Source organism: Rhodococcus sp. NPDC058505, assembly GCF_042720095.1.
Taxonomy (GTDB): domain Bacteria; phylum Actinomycetota; class Actinomycetes; order Mycobacteriales; family Mycobacteriaceae; genus Rhodococcus_G.
The window spans coordinates 97,398-113,898 of sequence record NZ_JBHXNB010000004.1 but is presented as its reverse complement, the minus strand read 5'-3'; the positions used below and the strand labels follow the sequence as shown (position 1 = coordinate 113,898).

Sequence of the window (16,501 nt, the reverse complement as noted above, 5' to 3'; positions counted from 1 at the left end):
GGTGAGCGACGAGAACGGCACGGCCGCTAGCTATGTCGAACCGGGACGCGAATTCGTCCGCGACACCCGGTACATCGAGACCCGGATCACCGCCGACGGCAGGGACGGCTTTCCGGTCGAGCCGGGACGGTACCGGCTGGTCGTCGCGCGGGCCTGCCCGTGGGCGAACCGGGCGATCATCGTCCGGCGCCTGCTCGGCCTCGAGGACGCCCTGTCGATGGGCCTGTGCGGCCCCACCCACGACGAGCGCAGCTGGACCTTCGACCTCGACCCGGGTGGCGTCGACCCGGTGCTGGGGATCCCCCGACTGCGCGACGCCTACCTCGCGCGCGACCCGCACTATCCGCGCGGCATCACCGTCCCGGCGATCGTGGACGTGCCGACCGGGCAGGTCGTCACCAACAACTACCCGCAGATCACGCTCGACCTGTCCACCGAATGGACGGCGTACCACCGCGACGGCGCCCCCGACCTGTACCCGGAGCCGCTGCGCCCCGAGATCGACGAGGTCGCGGACCTGGTCTTCCGGGACGTCAACAATGGCGTCTACCGGTGTGGATTCGCCGGTTCCCAGGACGCCTACGAGGCCGCGTACGACCGACTGTTCGCGCGGCTGGACTGGTTGAGCGAGCGCCTGGCCACGCAGCGCTTCCTGGTCGGCGACACGATCACCGAGGCGGATGTGCGCCTGTTCACGACGCTGGTCCGGTTCGACGCCGTCTACCACGGGCATTTCAAATGCAACCGCACCACACTCGCCGAGATGGACGTGCTCTGGGCGTACGCACGGGACCTGTTCCAGACGCCCGGATTCGGCGACACGGTCGACTTCACGCAAATCAAGGAGCACTACTACCTGGTGCACACCGACATCAACCCGACCCGGATCGTCCCGAAGGGACCGGACCTGTCCGGTTGGACCACGCCACACGGACGGGACGCGCTGGGCGGCAGGCCGTTCGGGGACGGCACTCCCCCACCCCCGCCGAAGCCCGCCGAGCTGGTTCCCTAGGTCAGCCAGGGCCGGGCACCGGTCGCCCCGTGAGGCACGCGTCATCGGAACAATCGGGGCGGGCGGAACGTTGGGAGGGTGTTCGGCCGCCGAACGCGCGGTCCGGGCAGGAGGATGCACCGATGAACATCACCGGACGAGTGGAGCGGGCCATCGCCTCGCTGCTCGACAACGGCACCCGCCTGCAGGGACCGGCCGTCGAGACCTATGTGTCCCGGGTCCGGCGCGCCCACCCGGACGAGACCCCCGAGCAGATCGTCGCGCGACTCGAGCGCATGTTCCTGACCGCGGTCACCGGCAGCGGCGGCGCGGTCGGGGCCGCCGCCGCGGTCCCCGGGATCGGCACCGCGGGGTCGATCGCGGCGGTCGGCGCGGAAACCGCCTTCTTCCTCGAGGCCAGCGCGCTGTTCACGCTGGCGGTGGCGTCGGTGCACGGCATCCCGGTCGTCGACCACGAACGGCGCCGCGCGCTGGTGCTGTCCGTCGCGCTGGGGGCGGCGGGCATGGAGATCGTCGAGAAGGCGGTCGGGGCGACCACCAAGAACTGGGGCCTGCTGCTGTCCGGGAAGCTGCCGACCGGGACCGTGACGGGGATGAACCAGACCCTGCTCCGCACGTTCGTCACGAAGTACGCCGCCAAGCGCAGCGCACTCATCCTTGGCAAGCTGGTGCCCGCGGGCGTCGGAGCGGTGATCGGCAGCGCGGGCAACCGCACGATCGGCAAGGGCGTGATCGCGAACGCCAGGGACGCGTTCGGTCCGGCCCCCGCGCAGTGGTCGATCACCGCGGAGCACTACCCCCAGGAGGTATAGTCGGGCACATGGCCCGGACCTCAACGCTCGGCACCGGACCGCGTCGCGCGGTCCTGCTGCTCGCCGTTGTCCTCGGCCTCCTTGCCATGCATCACGTCGCAGCCTCGGCGCCTGCGCACGCCGCCCCGGCCGCCGCCGTCGAGCACGACGGCGACCGGTCGCCCGATCGCGACGGTGGGGGCGGCCATTCCGGTGGGCAGCACATGCTCGCGACCTGCCTTGCCGTGCTGACGGCGGGCATCGCCCTCCTCGTCGCCCTGACGCTGTTCGGTGTCGTCACCGACCCCGGCGGCGGCCGTGACCGACGGCGCATCGTCCCGGCCCGGTTCGACCGCGGCCCCCCGTTCGCCGCACCGACCTCCGTTCGACTCGCGTCCCTCTGCCTGCTTCGGGTGTGACGGGGCCACTGCGCCGCGTGCGCAGTCCGGCCGACTTCACCACTTCACGAAAGAGCAAAGGCACCGAAATGACTACTCGCACCACCACCGCAGGATTCGTCGCCGCCCTGGCCGCCGCCGCCCTCGTCCTCGCCGGCTGCTCGACCGACGACGGCACCGACGGGCATTCGATGGACTCGATGAGCTCGATGACGACGTCGGCGCAGGAATCCGGCGAGATGTCGTCCGAGCACAATGCCGCCGACGTGGCGTGGACGCAGATGATGATCCCGCACCACCAGCAGGCGGTGGAGATGGCGGCGCTCGCGGAGGGCCGCACCGAGAACCCACAGCTGCTGGCGCTGGCGGAGCAGATCGAGGCCGCGCAGGACCCGGAGATCAAGCAGATGACCGGGTGGCTCGCCGCGTGGGGCGCGCCGACCATGACGGGCGCGGAGATGGATCACTCCATGCACGGCGACGACATGGGCGGCATGATGTCCGACGAGCAGATGACACAGCTGGAGAATTCCACCGGCGCCGAGTTCGACCGGGCGTGGCTGGAGATGATGATCGCCCACCATCAGGGCGCGGTCGAGTCGTCGAAGCAGATCGAGGCCGACGGGCAGAACCCGGAGGTCCGCGAGCTGGCCGCCGCGATCATTGCCGGGCAGCAGACCGAGATCGACCAGATGACCGCGATGCTCGGGCGCTAGCGCGCGGCACCCGCCGTCGCCCGAGGCGGCGGCGGGTGCCCGTGGTCGCAGGGTCAGGGTCAGGGGCGAAGGATCGCCGCCTGCGCGGGTGCCTGCCTGCGCCGCAGCACCGCCCGCATGCCCCCGCCCGACGCTGCGCTCGGCGCGGCGGCCGCCCTGGCGATCGCGAGCAGTTCGGACTCGTCGCTGATCTTTTCCCGGACCCGGCCCGCCGCCGCGCCGCGGCGCAGTTCCTCCGCGTCGATCGCGCGCCACCCCGCCGCGTCGATCACCGCGGGCTGCCTGTCCCGGACGAGGTGTCGCAGCTCGGCGTTGCCGCGGCTCGGCGATCCGAGTCGACCGGCGTTGAAGTCGTCGACGAGACCGCGGACGGTGTCCTGCGCGCAGGACTTGTTGGTGCCGATGAAGCCGCTCGGTCCGCGCTTGATCCATCCGGTCGCGTACACCCCGGCCAGCACGTCCCCGCCGGGCGCGTCGAGCACCCGTCCCGCCTCGTTGGGGATGACGCCCCGGCCGGCGTCGAACGGCACGCCCGCGATCTGAGTTCCCCGGTATCCGATCGAGGTGAGCACCAGTCCGGCGTCGATCCGTTCGGTCTCACCGGTCGCCACCAGCGCGCCGTCGTCGAACGTGTTGTGCGCGACGTCGACGCCAGTGACCCGCTCGTCCCCGACGATGCCGGTCGGGCCGAGGAGGTAGCGGAAGACGATCCGCCTGCGTCCCGGCGGCGGCTCGGTGATCCGGTCGAGGAGGCGCAGCTTCTGCGCGACGGCGTGGTCGAGTTTGCCTCGGGCCGCGGAACTCTCGAGTTCCGGATCGATGCCGGGATGCTGTACCAGCACGTCGATGTCGGGCAGATCGAGCAACCCGGCGAACTCGGGGACGGTGAACGCCGACTGCGCGAACCCACGGCGCGCAAGGATCACGACCTCCTCGATCGCGCTGCGGCGCAATGCCTCCAGTGCGTACGGGGCAATGTCGGTCGCGGCGAGGGTGTCCGGGTCCGCGGTGAGGATCCGCGCGACGTCGAGCGCGACGTTGCCGTTCCCGATCACGACCGCCCTGCGGTGCGACAGGTCGACCGCGTCGTCGGCGTGATCGGGGTGCCCGTTGTACCAGGCGACGAAGTCGGTCGCGGAGGTGCTGCCCGGCAGGTCCTCCCCCGCGATCCCGAGCCTGCGGTCCCTGGAGGCACCCGATGCGTAGATGACCGCATGGTGATGGGCAAGCAGCTCGTCGTGCGAAATATGCTGCCCCACCTCGACATTCAGGTGGTACTCAAAACCCGACTGCTGCGCGATCACGTCGTACAGCCTGCCGACCTGTTTGGTCTTCTGATGGTCCGGGGCCACCCCGGCCCGAACGAGCCCGTGCGGCACCGGGAGCCGGTCGAAGACATTGACGGTCACGCCGGGCTGGGTGAGCAGTTCGTCGGCCGCGTACATCGCGGCCGGCCCGGATCCGACGATCGCGACCCGCAGCGGCCCGCGGTCCGTGCGCACCTGCGCGGCGGCGGTGACCTTGGCGAGCGCGGGCCGGGTCTCGGTGCCGCCGATCTTGGCCCGCTCTTCGTGCGGTTCCTTGTAGTAGTCGGCGTTGATCTGCAGGTACTGCACCTGCGGAGGCGTCAGCTTCTTCTGCGGAACGATCGCGTCGACCGGGCACGCCGACACGCAGGCGCCGCAGTCGACGCAGGCTGCCGGGTCGATGTGCAGCATCTCCGCGGTAAGGAAGTCGGGCTCGTCCGGGGTCGGATGGATGCAGTTGACCGGGCAGGCATAGACGCACGAGGCGTCGCTGCAGCAGGACTGGGTGACGACATGGGGCATTGCGACGATCCGATCTGCTGTGGTGCGGCGGGGCCTCAGGCGGCGCGGCGGTGCGGTTCGCTGCGGTACCGGGATGCGTCGCCGTCCATCTTGCAGGCCTTCCACACCCGCTTCGACACCCGGTTCATCAGGCCAGCGTCGTTGGCGAGCATCCGCACGTCGCCGAAGTAGTTCCGCAGCGCCTGCTGCGACTGCGGGCTGTCCCAGAACAGCTCCTTGCGCACCGACTTGGGGATGTCGAACCGCCGCCAGAACGACTTCGGCGGGATCACGATCGCGTCGCACAGGATGCGCATTGTGATCGGCGTGGCGATCGAGAGCGCGAACCGGCCCGCCCGGGACATCATCGGCACCCGGCGGCGCAAGAACCGGTGCGCGAACGAGATGTGCCGCGCCTCCTCGGCGACGTGGATCGCCATCACGGACTTCATGATCGGGTGCATCGGGCTGTCGCCGCGCAGGAACGACTTCTGCAGGTGGTCGATCGGCTCCTCACCCGCGAGCACGCCGACGAAGAAGAGTTCCGGCAGCGGGGTCGCGGCGAGCGGGATGAAGGCGGAGAGGGTGCGCAGCACCGGGCCCATGCCCGGGGCGTCGGCACCGATCCGGTTCACCATCTCCTGAAACATCAGGGTGTGGTGGCCCTCCTCGATGCACTCGTGGGTGCAGTACCGGTACTCGGCGGACCCGTTGGGCAGGTAGAAGACGTACTGCATCATGCCGCGGATCAGGATGTTCTCGAACTGCAGGCCGACCTTCGCGACGTTGGCCTGGCGCCACATCCCGATCTCGATCTGCTTCTCCCGCGACTGCGCCTGGTACCAGGGGTGCGCGCCGAGCGGGTCATCCTCCGGGTTGAGGATCCAGCGGTCGTCGTCGGGGACGACGGCGAACTCCGGGGAGTCCCAATCAATGTCGACGTACGGGTCAAAGTGCTTGTGCACCGACGCCTCGGACAGCTGCCGCAGGACGTCGTCGTAGTCGTCGGCAGCCGCGGCGGCCTGGTCGTCCCGTGTCGTCGACAGTGTCATCACGTCTCCCGTGTGTGGTGAACAGCAGCTGTGGCGAGTCAGCGTTGACAGGCCGGGTGGCCCGCAACACACGGGTAACTGTAACCGGTAGTTGCAGTCAAAAGCCAGGGGTTGGGCGAAACTTGTCCGGCCGGGGCGTCACCGCGCCCGTTCCGCGCGCAGCACCGGCACCATGCACAGCGCTCCCACCGCGAGAACCGCCGCCGCCACCGCGAGGGCAGCGGAGTAGCCGCCGCCAAGCAGGGGTGCGACGGCCACCGGCCCGATCACCTGCCCGAGCCCGTACACCGACGTCAGGATCGCCGCCGCCCGCGGCCCGGCCAGCCGCGCCCCCTCCCCCAACGCGAGCATCACGATCGCGATCATCGTGCCGCCGAAACACAGGGCAGCGACGAGTTGCACCGCGGGCGACCCGGTCGCGGCGGACACCGCAACCGCGACGGCCTGCACGACCAGCGCGGCCGTCGTCGTCACCGCGGGCGACCGTCTGCGCGCGAGCCGGTTCCACACCACGCAGGACGGGATCACCGCCGCACCGACCGCGATCCATACCGCCGACCCCAGCCAGTGCGCCTGCCCGGTCGACGCCACCGCGGCGACGAGGAACGTCGCGGAGATGATGTAGCCCAGTCCCTCACAGAAGTAGGCCGCCGTCAGCCACCCGAAGCCGCGGCCGGGCCGGGCAGCGGGAACGGCGGGCGCCGCATCGCGGGCGGCCACCCGCGGTTCGCCGGGCAGCGACCACGCCGCGACCGCGAGCACCGCGGCCAACCCCGCGCACACCAGCCACGCCACCCGCCAGTCCGCCTCCCGCCCCAGTGCGAGGATCGCGACCGCCGACAGCACGATCCCGCCGCCGACCCCACCGAACACCCAGCCGACACCGTCACCGCCCGCCCGGACCCGTTGGTGCGCGACCCGGGCGGTGAACACGAACACCGCCGCGCTCGCCGCGCCGGCGACGAAGCGCAGCACCAGCCACGCGAGCTCGGACTCGGTCACCGCCATCGCCGCGATCGTGACGATCAGCGACACCAGCGACACCCGCAGCGACAGCTGGCTCTGCGCGATCCGGTGCACCGCGATCGCGGCGACCGCGCCGGCCAGGTACCCGAGGTAGTTCGCGGTCGCGAGCGTCGCGGCCGCCTCCGGCCCGAGACCGGTCCCGTCCAGCATCAGCGGGAGGATCGGGGTGAACGCGAACCGACCGAGCCCCATCGCCACCGAGAGGGCGAGGAACGCCCGGACCACCACGAACCGATCATCGGTACCCGAGCAACTCACCCGGAACACGCTACGACGCGGCGCAGCGCCCCCGGACGTCGCCTAGGGTTCACGTCATGAGTCCTGGTGTCCCTGCCGTCGACGTCGTCGGGCTGACGAAGACGTTCGGGGCCTCCGTTGCCGTGTCGAACCTGAGCTTCACGGTGCCCGTCGGCTCGATCACCGGCTTCGTCGGCCCGAACGGTGCCGGGAAGACGACCACCCTGCGGATGCTGCTCGGGCTCGTCGCCCCGACGTCCGGGTACGCGACGGTGGCCGGGCTCCCGTTCACTGAGCTGCCGCACCCGGCTCGCACCGTCGGGGTGCTGCTCGACTCGCAGAGCATGCATCCCGCGCGCTCCGGCCTCGCGCACCTACTCGTCTACGCGGCCGCGATCGGGGTTCCCGACGATCGCGCCGGCGAGGTGCTGACCACCGTCGGACTCGGGCCTGCCGCCCGGCAGAAGGTGGACGCCTATTCGCTCGGCATGCGTCAGCGGCTCGCGCTGGCAACCGCCCTGCTCGGGGACCCGCAGATCCTCGTCCTCGACGAACCGGCGAACGGGCTCGACCCCGAGGGCATCGCCTGGCTGCGGCAGTTCCTCCGCGCGTTCGCCGCGACCGGGCGGACGGTGCTGATGTCGAGTCACCTGCTCGGGGAGCTGGAACAGACCGTGGACCGGCTGGTGATCGTTGACCGCGGCAGCCTCGTGTACCAGGGCGGGGTGGACGAGTTGCGGGCCGCGCACAGCGCCCGCGTGCTCGTCGCCGCCTCCGATCCAGCGACGCTCGCCCTCGCGCTCGGGGCCCGGGGCGTCACCGATGCGCAGGTGATGCCGGACGGCAGGCTCGCGGTCCGCGGCGCCGACGAACCGGCGATCGCGGCGGCAGCGGCGGCTGCCGGGGTCCGGATCTTCGGCATCGCGACCGAGCGGGTCGACCTCGAGCAGGTGTTCCTGTCGATGACGTCCGGGCGGTTCGCCGCGCCCGGCGCCGGACCTGCCGCGGCACCGCAACCCGGCCCGTACCCGATGCCATGGGAGGGCCAACGATGAGCGCGCTGGTCACCGCCGAACTCCGCAAGGTGCTGACGCTGCGGTTCTGGTGGGCACTCGCGATCGCCCCGGTCGTGGTCGCCCTCTTCGCCGCGTCCATCTACGCGGCGATGGCGGACGGCCTCGCCTCCTCCTTCGATTCCGACCTGTCCACGGGCGCGGTCTCCGTCGGGCTGGTCGTCGCGATCGCGTGGGCGGTGCTGTTCGCCGGGATCTTCGGGGCGGTCAATGCCGGCACCGAGTTCCGGCACCGGACCCTGACCCCGACGTTCGTCACCACCCGCGGCCGGGACCGGGTGCTCGCCGCGAAGCTGGCGGTGACCGCGCTCGTCGGGCTCGGCTACGCGGTCGCGGTGGAACTGGTTGCCGTCGCGTGCATGGCGGTTTTCGGGGGAGATCGGTTCGCGGTGACCCCGGCGATCCTCGCGATGGTCGCCGCGGGCGCGGTGGCGACCGTGGCATGGTCGCTGATCGGCGCGGGCCTTGGGCTGCTGTTCGCCTCCCCCACGGCCGCCGCAATCACCCTCCTCGCCTGGTATCCGGTCGGCGAACTGGTCACCGCCGCGGTCCTGTCGGGTGTCGGAGCCGGCGGCATCGGCAGGTGGCTGCCCGGCGCGGTCACCTGGTCGACGGTCGTCACCCCGGCGGCGGAGGGCACGGTCCTCGCCGGGTTCGCGCCGTGGCCCGGTGCCGCGAGCATGCTGCTCGTGTGGACGGCCGTCGCCGTTGCCCTCGGCTGGTGGTCCACCCGCAGCCGGGACATCACGTGACCCGCACCGGCTGGATTCGACGACTGACCGCCGAATGCTGGCGGCATCGCGGCCTGACCGTCGGTGCGCTGGCGGTCACGATGATCGCCGCGGTCATCGACATCACCTTCCCACTGCTGACCCGCATCGCGGTCGACGATGCGGCGACCGGCGCCACCGACGTGATCGTCGTGGTCGCGGCCGCGATCGCGGCGCTCGGCGTGGTCCGCTTCGGCTGCCAGTTCGCCCGCCGGATGCTGGCGGGCAGGCTGTCCCTCGACGTCCAGCACGACCTGCGCCTCGGGCTGCTCGGCTCGCTGCAGCGACTCGACGGGGTCGGACAGGACCAGCTGCGCACCGGGCAGGTCGTGTCCCGGTCCATCACCGACCTGCAGCTGGTGCAGGGCCTGCTGGCGATGGTGCCGCTGTCCGCGGGTGCGCTGCTGCAGTTCCTGCTCGCGATCGTCGTGATGGCCTGGCTGTCGCCGCTGCTCACCGTCGTCGCGCTGCTGGTCGTCCCCGCGGTGACGGTGGTGGTGCGCCGCGTCCGGCCGACGCTGTTCGCGGCCACCTGGTCGGCGCAGCAGCGGGCGGCGGACCTGGCGCAGCACGTCGAGGAAACCGTCACCGGGGTCCGCGTCGTGAAGGGCTTCGGTCAGGAAGCCCGGGCGGTCGGCAGGCTTGAGGAGTTGGGGCGCACCCTGTTCGCCGAACGGCTGCGCGCCGCCCGCGTCAACGCCCGGTTCACCCCGACGATGGCGGCGCTGCCCCAGCTGGGCCTGGTCGGGGTGATCGCCCTCGGCGGCGTCCTCGCGATGAACGGCACGATCACGATCGGCACCTTCCTCGCGTTCGCGACCTACGTCGCGACCATGTCCAATGTGACCCGGCTGCTGTCGTCGGTGGTGATCATGGCGCAGATGACCCGGGCCGCCGTCGAACGCGTCTACGAGGTGATCGACACCGAACCCGGCGTCGCGGACCCGCCCCACCCGATCCAGCTGCCCGCCGGTCCGCTCGGGGTCCGGCTGCGCGGTGTCGACTTCGGGTTCGACCGGGATCGGCCGGTGCTCGCCGGGCTCGACCTCGACATCGCGCCCGGCGAGACGGTCGCCGTCGTCGGCCGCGCCGGATCCGGGAAGACGGCACTGTCGCTGCTGCTGCCCCGGTTCTACGCCCCCGAGGCAGGCTCCGTCGCGCTGACCGTCGACGGTCACCGCTACGACCTGTCGGCGCTGCGGGCAGACCAGCTCCGCGAGGCCGTCGGGTTGGTGTTCGACGAGCCGTTCCTGTTCTCGGACACCATCTCCGCGAACATCGCGCTCGGGCGCCCCGAGGCGAGCGCCGAGGAGATCCGTGCCGCGGCGACGATGGCCAGGGCCGACGAGTTCATCGAGGCACTCACCGACGGCTACGACACCGTCGTCGGTGAACGCGGGTTGACGCTGTCCGGTGGGCAACGTCAGCGGGTCGCGCTGGCCAGGGCGTTGCTGGTGGATCCGCGCCTGCTGATTCTCGACGACGCCACGTCCGCGGTCGACGCGGCGACGGAGGCGACGATCTTCGACGCCCTCCGGGAACGCACGGACCGCACCACCCTGATCCTCGCGCACCGGCGGTCGACGCTGTCCCTCGCCGACCGGGTGGCCGTCCTCGACGGCGGCCGGATCATCGACCACGGCACCGTCGCCGACCTCGACGCCCGCTGCCCGCTGTTCCGGGACCTGCTCGCCGACCCCGACGGCGAGCCCGACCCGGCCGACATCGACACCCCCGGCCCGGCTGCGGAGCCGGCGGACGATCGGCTGTGGCCCGAGGCGGTTTCCGGGTCGGCGTCCGATGCCGCGGCCCCCGACGCCGCCCGGGCGACGGCAGGCGGACCCGGCGGGGGCCCGATGGCCGGGGCGATGGGCGAGATGGCGGCCACCCCGGCACTGCTGGCGGCGGTCGCCGCGCTGCCGCCCGCCACCGACTCCCCCGGCGCCGACGACGAGGACCTGCGCCGACCCGATCCCGGCTTCCGGCTGGCGACCCTCCTGCGGCCGGTGCGCTGGATCCTCGCCGCGGTGGTGCTGTGCCTAGCCGCCGACTCGCTGGTCGGTGTCCTGCTCCCGTCGGTGGTGCGGTTCGCGATCGACCACGGCGTCACCCCCGACAGCCCGTCCGCACTGTGGTGGGCGACCGCGGCCGGGGTCGCGCTGGTCGCCGCCGACTGGGCGGTCGTCGCCGTGATGACCGTGATCACCGCGCGGGCGGGCGAGAAGGTGCTCTACGGCCTTCGGGTCCGCAGCTACGCCCACCTGCAGCGGCTCGGGCTCGACTACTACGAGCGGGAACTGTCCGGCCGGATCATGACGCGGATGACCACCGACGTCGACGCGCTCTCGTCGTTCCTCCAGACCGGCCTGTCCACCGCGGTGGTCAGCGTGCTCACCGTGGTCGGCATCTCGGTGGCGCTCCTGGTCACGGACCCGACGCTGGCGCTGGTCGCGCTCGCCGCCGTCCCACCGCTCCTGGTCGCCACGCTGGTCTTCCGGAGGGTGTCGTCGGCGGCGTACACGGTGTCCCGGGAGCGGATCTCACTGGTCAACGCGGACTTCCAGGAGAACGTGACCGGGCTGCGCGCCGCGCAGGCGTACCGGCGGGAGGACGTCGCGGCGCGCCGCTTCGCCGAACGCGCGGACAGCTACCGGCGGGCGCGGATGCGGTCGCAGACGGCGCTCTCCGTGTACTTCCCCCTGATCACCCTGCTGGCCGACCTGGCGCTGGCGGCGGTCGTGCTGATCGGGGCGATGCGGATCGCGGACGGCGCGACGACGTCCGGCGTGCTCGTCGCGTTCGTGCTGTACCTGGGTCTGCTGTTCGGCCCGATCCAGCAGCTGTCCCAGGTCTTCGACGGGTACCAGCAGGCGCAGGTCGGACTGCGCCGGATCGGTGACCTGATGCGCACCCCCAGCTCCATCGAAACCGCGGCGGCGGCCGAATCGACCCCGATCATGGGGCACCTCGGGGGTTCGGTTGATTTCGACACTGTGACGTTCCGGTATCGAGGTGCGGACACCGACGCGCTGCACGGTGTGAGGTTGCGGTTCGCGCCGGGCACGACCGTCGCGCTCGTCGGCCGCACCGGCGCAGGCAAGTCGACGGTGGTCAAGCTGCTCGCCCGGTTCTACGACCCGACCGACGGCACGGTCCGCGTCGACGGCGTCGACCTGCGCCGCTACCCGCTGCACGAGTACCGCGGCCGCCTCGGCGTCGTCCCCCAGGAGGCGCACCTGTTCTCCGGGGACGTCGCCTCGAACATCGCGTACGGCAAGCCCGAGGCCACCCGCGAGCAGATCACCGCGGCCGCCCGCGCGGTCGGCGCGCTCGACACGATCGCCGCACTGCCGGACGGCATGCACACCCCGATCGGGGAACGGGGGCAGGGACTGTCCGCGGGTCAGCGTCAACTCGTCGCGCTGGCGCGGGCCGAACTCGTCGACCCAGACCTGCTGCTGCTGGACGAGGCGACCGCGACACTGGATCCCGCCACCGAGCGCATCGTTCTCGAGGCAAGTGGACGCCTGACCCGGGAGCGCACCTCGATCGTCGTCGCGCACCGCCTTGCGACCGCGGCGCGCGCCGATCTGGTGGTGGTGATCGACGGCGGCCGCGTCGTCGAGGTCGGTGAGCACGCCACGCTGCGGCACGCGGGCGGACCGTACGAGGACCTGTGGAATGCGGCCCGACATCAGGTGGGGAATAATCTGGCCGCCGAGACTGTCCTCGATTGAGAGAGCTGATCGCCGCCGCGTGACCCAGCTCACTCGGCACGCGCCCGGTGCGCGTTCGCCGCCAGAGGGGACTAGCCTCCCATGTACACGCGCCGATTTCGGGGACCAAGAGAGAAACGAGGCGAACACCTGCCGTGAGCAGCAGTTCTACGTCACAATTCGGACAGAACCAGTGGCTTGTCGACGAGATGTACCAGCGCTTCCAGGATGATCCCTCATCCGTGGACGCGAGCTGGCACGAGTTCCTCACCGACTACAAGCCGGACGCGCCGGGTGCGAACGGGCAGATCCCCGCGACCACTCCCGCCGCGACTCCTCCCTCCTCCTCCAACGGCACCGCCACCAACGGCGCCGCCACTCTCCCGCCCCCGCCCGCTCCGGCACCGCCCGCTCCGGCGCCGGCCGCTCCGAAGCCGGCCGCACCGAGTGCCCCGAGCGCTGCTGCTCCCGCGCCGAAGCCGAAGCCCGCCCCCGCCCCGAAGCCGGCGGCCGCAGCGACTCCGGCCGCCGCGCCCGAGTCGAAGGTCCTGCGCGGCGCCGCCGCCACCGTCGCCAGGAACATGTCCGCCTCGCTGCAGATCCCGACCGCCACCAGCGTGCGCGCCATCCCCGCGAAGCTGATGTTCGACAACCGGATCGTGATCAACAACCATCTCGCCCGCACCCGCGGCGGGAAGGTGTCGTTCACCCACCTGCTCGGCTACGCGATCGTGCAGGCGGTCAACTCGTTCCCGAACATGAACCGGCACTTCGCCGAGGTCGACGGCAAGCCGAACGTCGTCACCCCGACAAGCACGAACCTCGGCCTCGCGATCGACCTGCCCGGCAAGGACGGCAGCCGTTCGCTCGTCGTCGCCGCCATCAAGGGCACCGACACGATGAACTTCGTGCAGTTCTACAGCGCGTACGAGGACATCGTCCGCCGCGCCCGCGACGGCAAGCTCACCGCCGAGGACTTCTCCGGCGTGACGATCTCGCTGACCAACCCGGGCGGCATTGGCACCGTGCACTCGGTGCCGCGCCTGATGCAGGGCCAGGGCGCGATCATCGGTGCTGGCGCGATGGAGTACCCGGCCGAGTTTCAGGGCTCGAGCGCCGAGAAGATCGCCGAGATGGGCGTCGGCAAGCTGATGACCCTGACCTCCACCTACGATCACCGGATCATCCAGGGCGCCGAGTCCGGCGACTTCTTGCGCACGATCCACAACCTGCTGATCAGCGACGAGTTCTACGACGAGATCTTCCACTCGCTGCACATCCCGTACGAGCCGGTCCGCTGGCGTCAGGATGTGTCGGCGGGCGCCGTCGACAAGAGCACCCGGGTGCTTGAACTGATCGCCGCCTACCGGCACCGCGGCCACCTGATGGCCGACACCGACCCGCTGCAGTTCGTGAAGGACAAGTTCCGCAGCCACCCCGACCTCGACGTCACCACCCACGACCTGACGCTGTGGGACCTCGACCGCGAGTTCACCGTCGGCGGCTTCAACGGCAAGGACCGGATGAAGCTGCGCGACGTCCTGTCCATCCTGCGGGACGCGTACTGCAGGCACATCGGCGTCGAGTACACCCACATGCTCGACCCCGAGCAGACCCGGTGGCTGCAGGAGCGGGTCGAGGGCCCGCACCACAAGCCGACCGTCGCCCAGCAGAAGTACATCCTGAGCAAGCTCAACGCCGCCGAGGCGTTCGAGACGTTCCTGCAGACCAAGTACGTCGGGCAGAAGCGGTTCTCCCTCGAGGGTGCCGAGTCGGTCATCCCGATGATGGACGCCGTCATCGACCAGTCCGCCGAGCACGGCCTCGACGAGGTTGTCATCGGCATGCCGCACCGCGGCCGCCTGAACGTGCTCGCGAACATCGTCGGCAAGCCCTACTCGAAGATCTTCACCGAGTTCGAGGGCAACATGAACCCGGCGGCCGCGCACGGCTCCGGTGACGTGAAGTACCACCTCGGCGCCGAGGGCCAGTACATCCAGATGTTCGGCGACAACGACATCAAGGTCTCCCTCACCGCGAACCCGTCGCACCTCGAGGCCGTCGACCCGGTGCTCGAGGGCCTGGTCCGCGCCAAGCAGGACATCCTCGACAAGGGCCAGGAGGGCTTCACCGTCCTGCCGCTGATGCTGCACGGCGACGCCGCGTTCGCCGGTCAGGGTGTCGTCGCGGAGACGCTGAACCTGTCGCTGCTGCGCGGCTACCGCACCGGCGGCACCGTGCACATCGTCGTCAACAACCAGGTCGGCTTCACCACCGCGCCCGAGCACTCGCGTTCGTCCGAGTACTGCACGGACGTGGCGAAGATGATCGCCGCCCCGGTGTTCCACGTGAACGGTGACGACCCGGAGGCCTGCGTCTGGGTGGCGCAGCTCGCCGTGGACTTCCGCGAGAAGTTCCAGAAGGACGTCGTCATCGACATGATCTGCTACCGCCGCCGCGGCCACAACGAGGGCGACGACCCGTCGATGACGCAGCCGGCGATGTACGACCTGATCGACACCAAGCGCTCCGTCCGCAAGAGCTACACCGAGGCCCTGATCGGTCGCGGCGACATCTCGCTGAAGGAGGCCGAGGACGCCCTCCGCGACTACCAGGGTCAGCTGGAGCGGGTGTTCAACGAGGTCCGCGAGCTGGAGAAGTTCAAGCCGGAACCGTCGGAGTCGGTCGAGCTGGACCAGACCCCGCCCGCCCGCCTGCAGACCTCGGTCGACGCGGCGACCCTCGCCCGGATCGGTGACGCGTTCCTCAACGTCCCCGACGGCTTCACCGTGCACCCGCGCGTGAAGCCGGTGATCGAGAAGCGGCACGAGATGTCCCGCGAGGGCAAGATCGACTGGGCATTCGCGGAGCTGCTCGCGTTCGGTTCACTGGTCGAGCAGGGCGCCCTGGTGCGGTTGGCCGGACAGGACTCCCGCCGCGGCACGTTCACCCAGCGGCATTCGGTGCTGATCGACCGGAAGAGCGGCGACGAGTACAACCCGATCGCCAGGATCGCCGCGGACGCCGACAACGGCGGCAAGTACATGGTCTACGACTCGGCGTTGACCGAGTTCGCGGGCCTCGGCTTCGAGTACGGCTACTCGGTCGGCAACCCCGACGCCCTCGTGCTGTGGGAGGCGCAGTTCGGCGACTTCGTCAACGGCGCGCAGACCATCATCGACGAGTTCATCTCGTCCGGTGAGGCCAAGTGGGGTCAGCTGTCCGATGTCGTGCTGCTGCTGCCGCACGGCCACGAGGGTCAGGGCCCGGACCACACCTCCGGCCGGATCGAGCGCTTCCTGCAGCTGTGCGCGGAGGGGTCGATGACGGTCGCGGTGCCGTCCACCCCCGCGTCGTACTTCCACCTGCTGCGGCGGCACCACCTCGACGGCATCCGCCGCCCGCTGGTGGTGTTCACCCCGAAGTCGATGCTCCGCAACAAGGCCGCGGTCTCCGAGCTCGAGGACTTCACCACCGGCAAGTTCCGCTCGGTGTTCGAGGAGCCCGGCTACGAGACCGGCGACGGCAACCGCGACAAGGTGACCCGGGTGCTGCTGGTCAGCGGCAAGCTGTACTGGGAGCTGCTGGCGCGCAAGCAGAAGGAGGGCCGCGAGGACGTCGCGATCGTCCGGATCGAGCAGCTCTACCCGCTGCCGAGCCGCCGCCTGCGCGAAACGCTGGACCGCTACCCGAACGCCACCGAGTTCCGCTGGGTCCAGGAGGAGCCGGCGAACCAGGGCGCGTGGCCGCTGTTCGGCCTTGCGCTGCCGGAGCTGCTGCCGGAGAAGCTGGCGGGCATCAAGCGCATCTCGCGGCGCGCCATGTCGGCCCCGTCGTCGGGTTCGAGCAAGGTGCACGCCGTCGAGCAGCAGGAGATCATCGACGAGGCGTTCCGCTGAGCC

11 protein-coding genes are annotated in these 16,501 nt (G+C 70.9%); 8 read left to right on the top strand and 3 right to left on the bottom strand.

All coding sequences use genetic code 11. The features are described from left to right. Position 1 precedes the first annotated feature (1 nt). The 4 genes from ACFWPA_RS04770 (at position 2) to ACFWPA_RS04755 (ending at position 2,917) form a co-directional block, all read left to right on the top strand. Positions 2-1,012 carry a glutathione S-transferase family protein gene (locus tag ACFWPA_RS04770; protein WP_378505889.1) on the top strand — a complete coding sequence of 337 codons (1,011 nt, stop codon included), beginning with the start codon at positions 2-4 and terminating at the stop codon, positions 1,010-1,012. Between the two features lie 122 nt (positions 1,013-1,134). Continuing rightward, positions 1,135-1,824: a hypothetical protein gene (locus ACFWPA_RS04765; protein ID WP_378505888.1), complete on the top strand. Its 690-nt coding sequence runs from the start codon at positions 1,135-1,137 to the stop codon at positions 1,822-1,824. An 8-nt stretch (positions 1,825-1,832) separates the two neighbouring features. Next, a complete protein-coding gene (locus ACFWPA_RS04760) occupies positions 1,833-2,222 on the top strand; it encodes a DUF6153 family protein (protein WP_378569718.1) in 390 nt (129 codons plus the stop codon). A 68-nt stretch (positions 2,223-2,290) separates the two neighbouring features. Further along, on the top strand, positions 2,291-2,917 hold the full coding sequence (locus tag ACFWPA_RS04755) for a DUF305 domain-containing protein (protein WP_378505886.1): 627 nt from the start codon (positions 2,291-2,293) through the stop codon (positions 2,915-2,917). A gap of 59 nt (positions 2,918-2,976) precedes the next feature. Here the strand turns inward: ACFWPA_RS04755 and ACFWPA_RS04750 are convergent, their stop codons facing one another. From ACFWPA_RS04750 to ACFWPA_RS04740, 3 genes are all read right to left on the bottom strand, one after another. Continuing rightward, the gene (locus ACFWPA_RS04750; RefSeq protein WP_378569717.1) at positions 2,977-4,746 is read right to left on the bottom strand and encodes an FAD-dependent oxidoreductase; all 1,770 of its coding nucleotides are present in this window, start codon (positions 4,744-4,746) and stop codon (positions 2,977-2,979) included. Positions 4,747-4,781: 35 nt separating this feature from the next. Continuing rightward, positions 4,782-5,777 (bottom strand): diiron oxygenase, encoded by a 996-nt coding sequence (locus ACFWPA_RS04745; RefSeq protein WP_378569716.1) that lies wholly within the window; start codon positions 5,775-5,777, stop codon positions 4,782-4,784. A gap of 138 nt (positions 5,778-5,915) precedes the next feature. Then, positions 5,916-7,061, bottom strand: coding sequence for a YbfB/YjiJ family MFS transporter (locus tag ACFWPA_RS04740; protein WP_378505883.1), 1,146 nt, complete (start codon positions 7,059-7,061; stop codon positions 5,916-5,918). A 56-nt stretch (positions 7,062-7,117) separates the two neighbouring features. Between ACFWPA_RS04740 and ACFWPA_RS04735 the strand changes: the two genes are divergently transcribed. The 4 genes from ACFWPA_RS04735 (at position 7,118) to ACFWPA_RS04720 (ending at position 16,498) form a co-directional block, all read left to right on the top strand. Beyond that, on the top strand, positions 7,118-8,095 hold the full coding sequence (locus ACFWPA_RS04735; protein WP_378505882.1) for an ABC transporter ATP-binding protein: 978 nt from the start codon (positions 7,118-7,120) through the stop codon (positions 8,093-8,095). Next, the gene (locus tag ACFWPA_RS04730; RefSeq protein WP_378505881.1) at positions 8,092-8,865 is read left to right on the top strand and encodes a hypothetical protein; all 774 of its coding nucleotides are present in this window, start codon (positions 8,092-8,094) and stop codon (positions 8,863-8,865) included. The genes ACFWPA_RS04735 and ACFWPA_RS04730 overlap by 4 nt, the downstream gene beginning before the upstream one ends. Next, positions 8,862-12,620: an ABC transporter ATP-binding protein gene (locus tag ACFWPA_RS04725; protein WP_378569715.1), complete on the top strand. Its 3,759-nt coding sequence runs from the start codon at positions 8,862-8,864 to the stop codon at positions 12,618-12,620. Before ACFWPA_RS04730 ends, ACFWPA_RS04725 begins: the two co-directional genes overlap by 4 nt. Positions 12,621-12,754: 134 nt before the next feature. Beyond that, a complete protein-coding gene (locus ACFWPA_RS04720) occupies positions 12,755-16,498 on the top strand; it encodes a multifunctional oxoglutarate decarboxylase/oxoglutarate dehydrogenase thiamine pyrophosphate-binding subunit/dihydrolipoyllysine-residue succinyltransferase subunit (RefSeq protein ID WP_378505879.1) in 3,744 nt (1,247 codons plus the stop codon). The last annotated feature ends 3 nt before the right edge of the window (positions 16,499-16,501 follow it).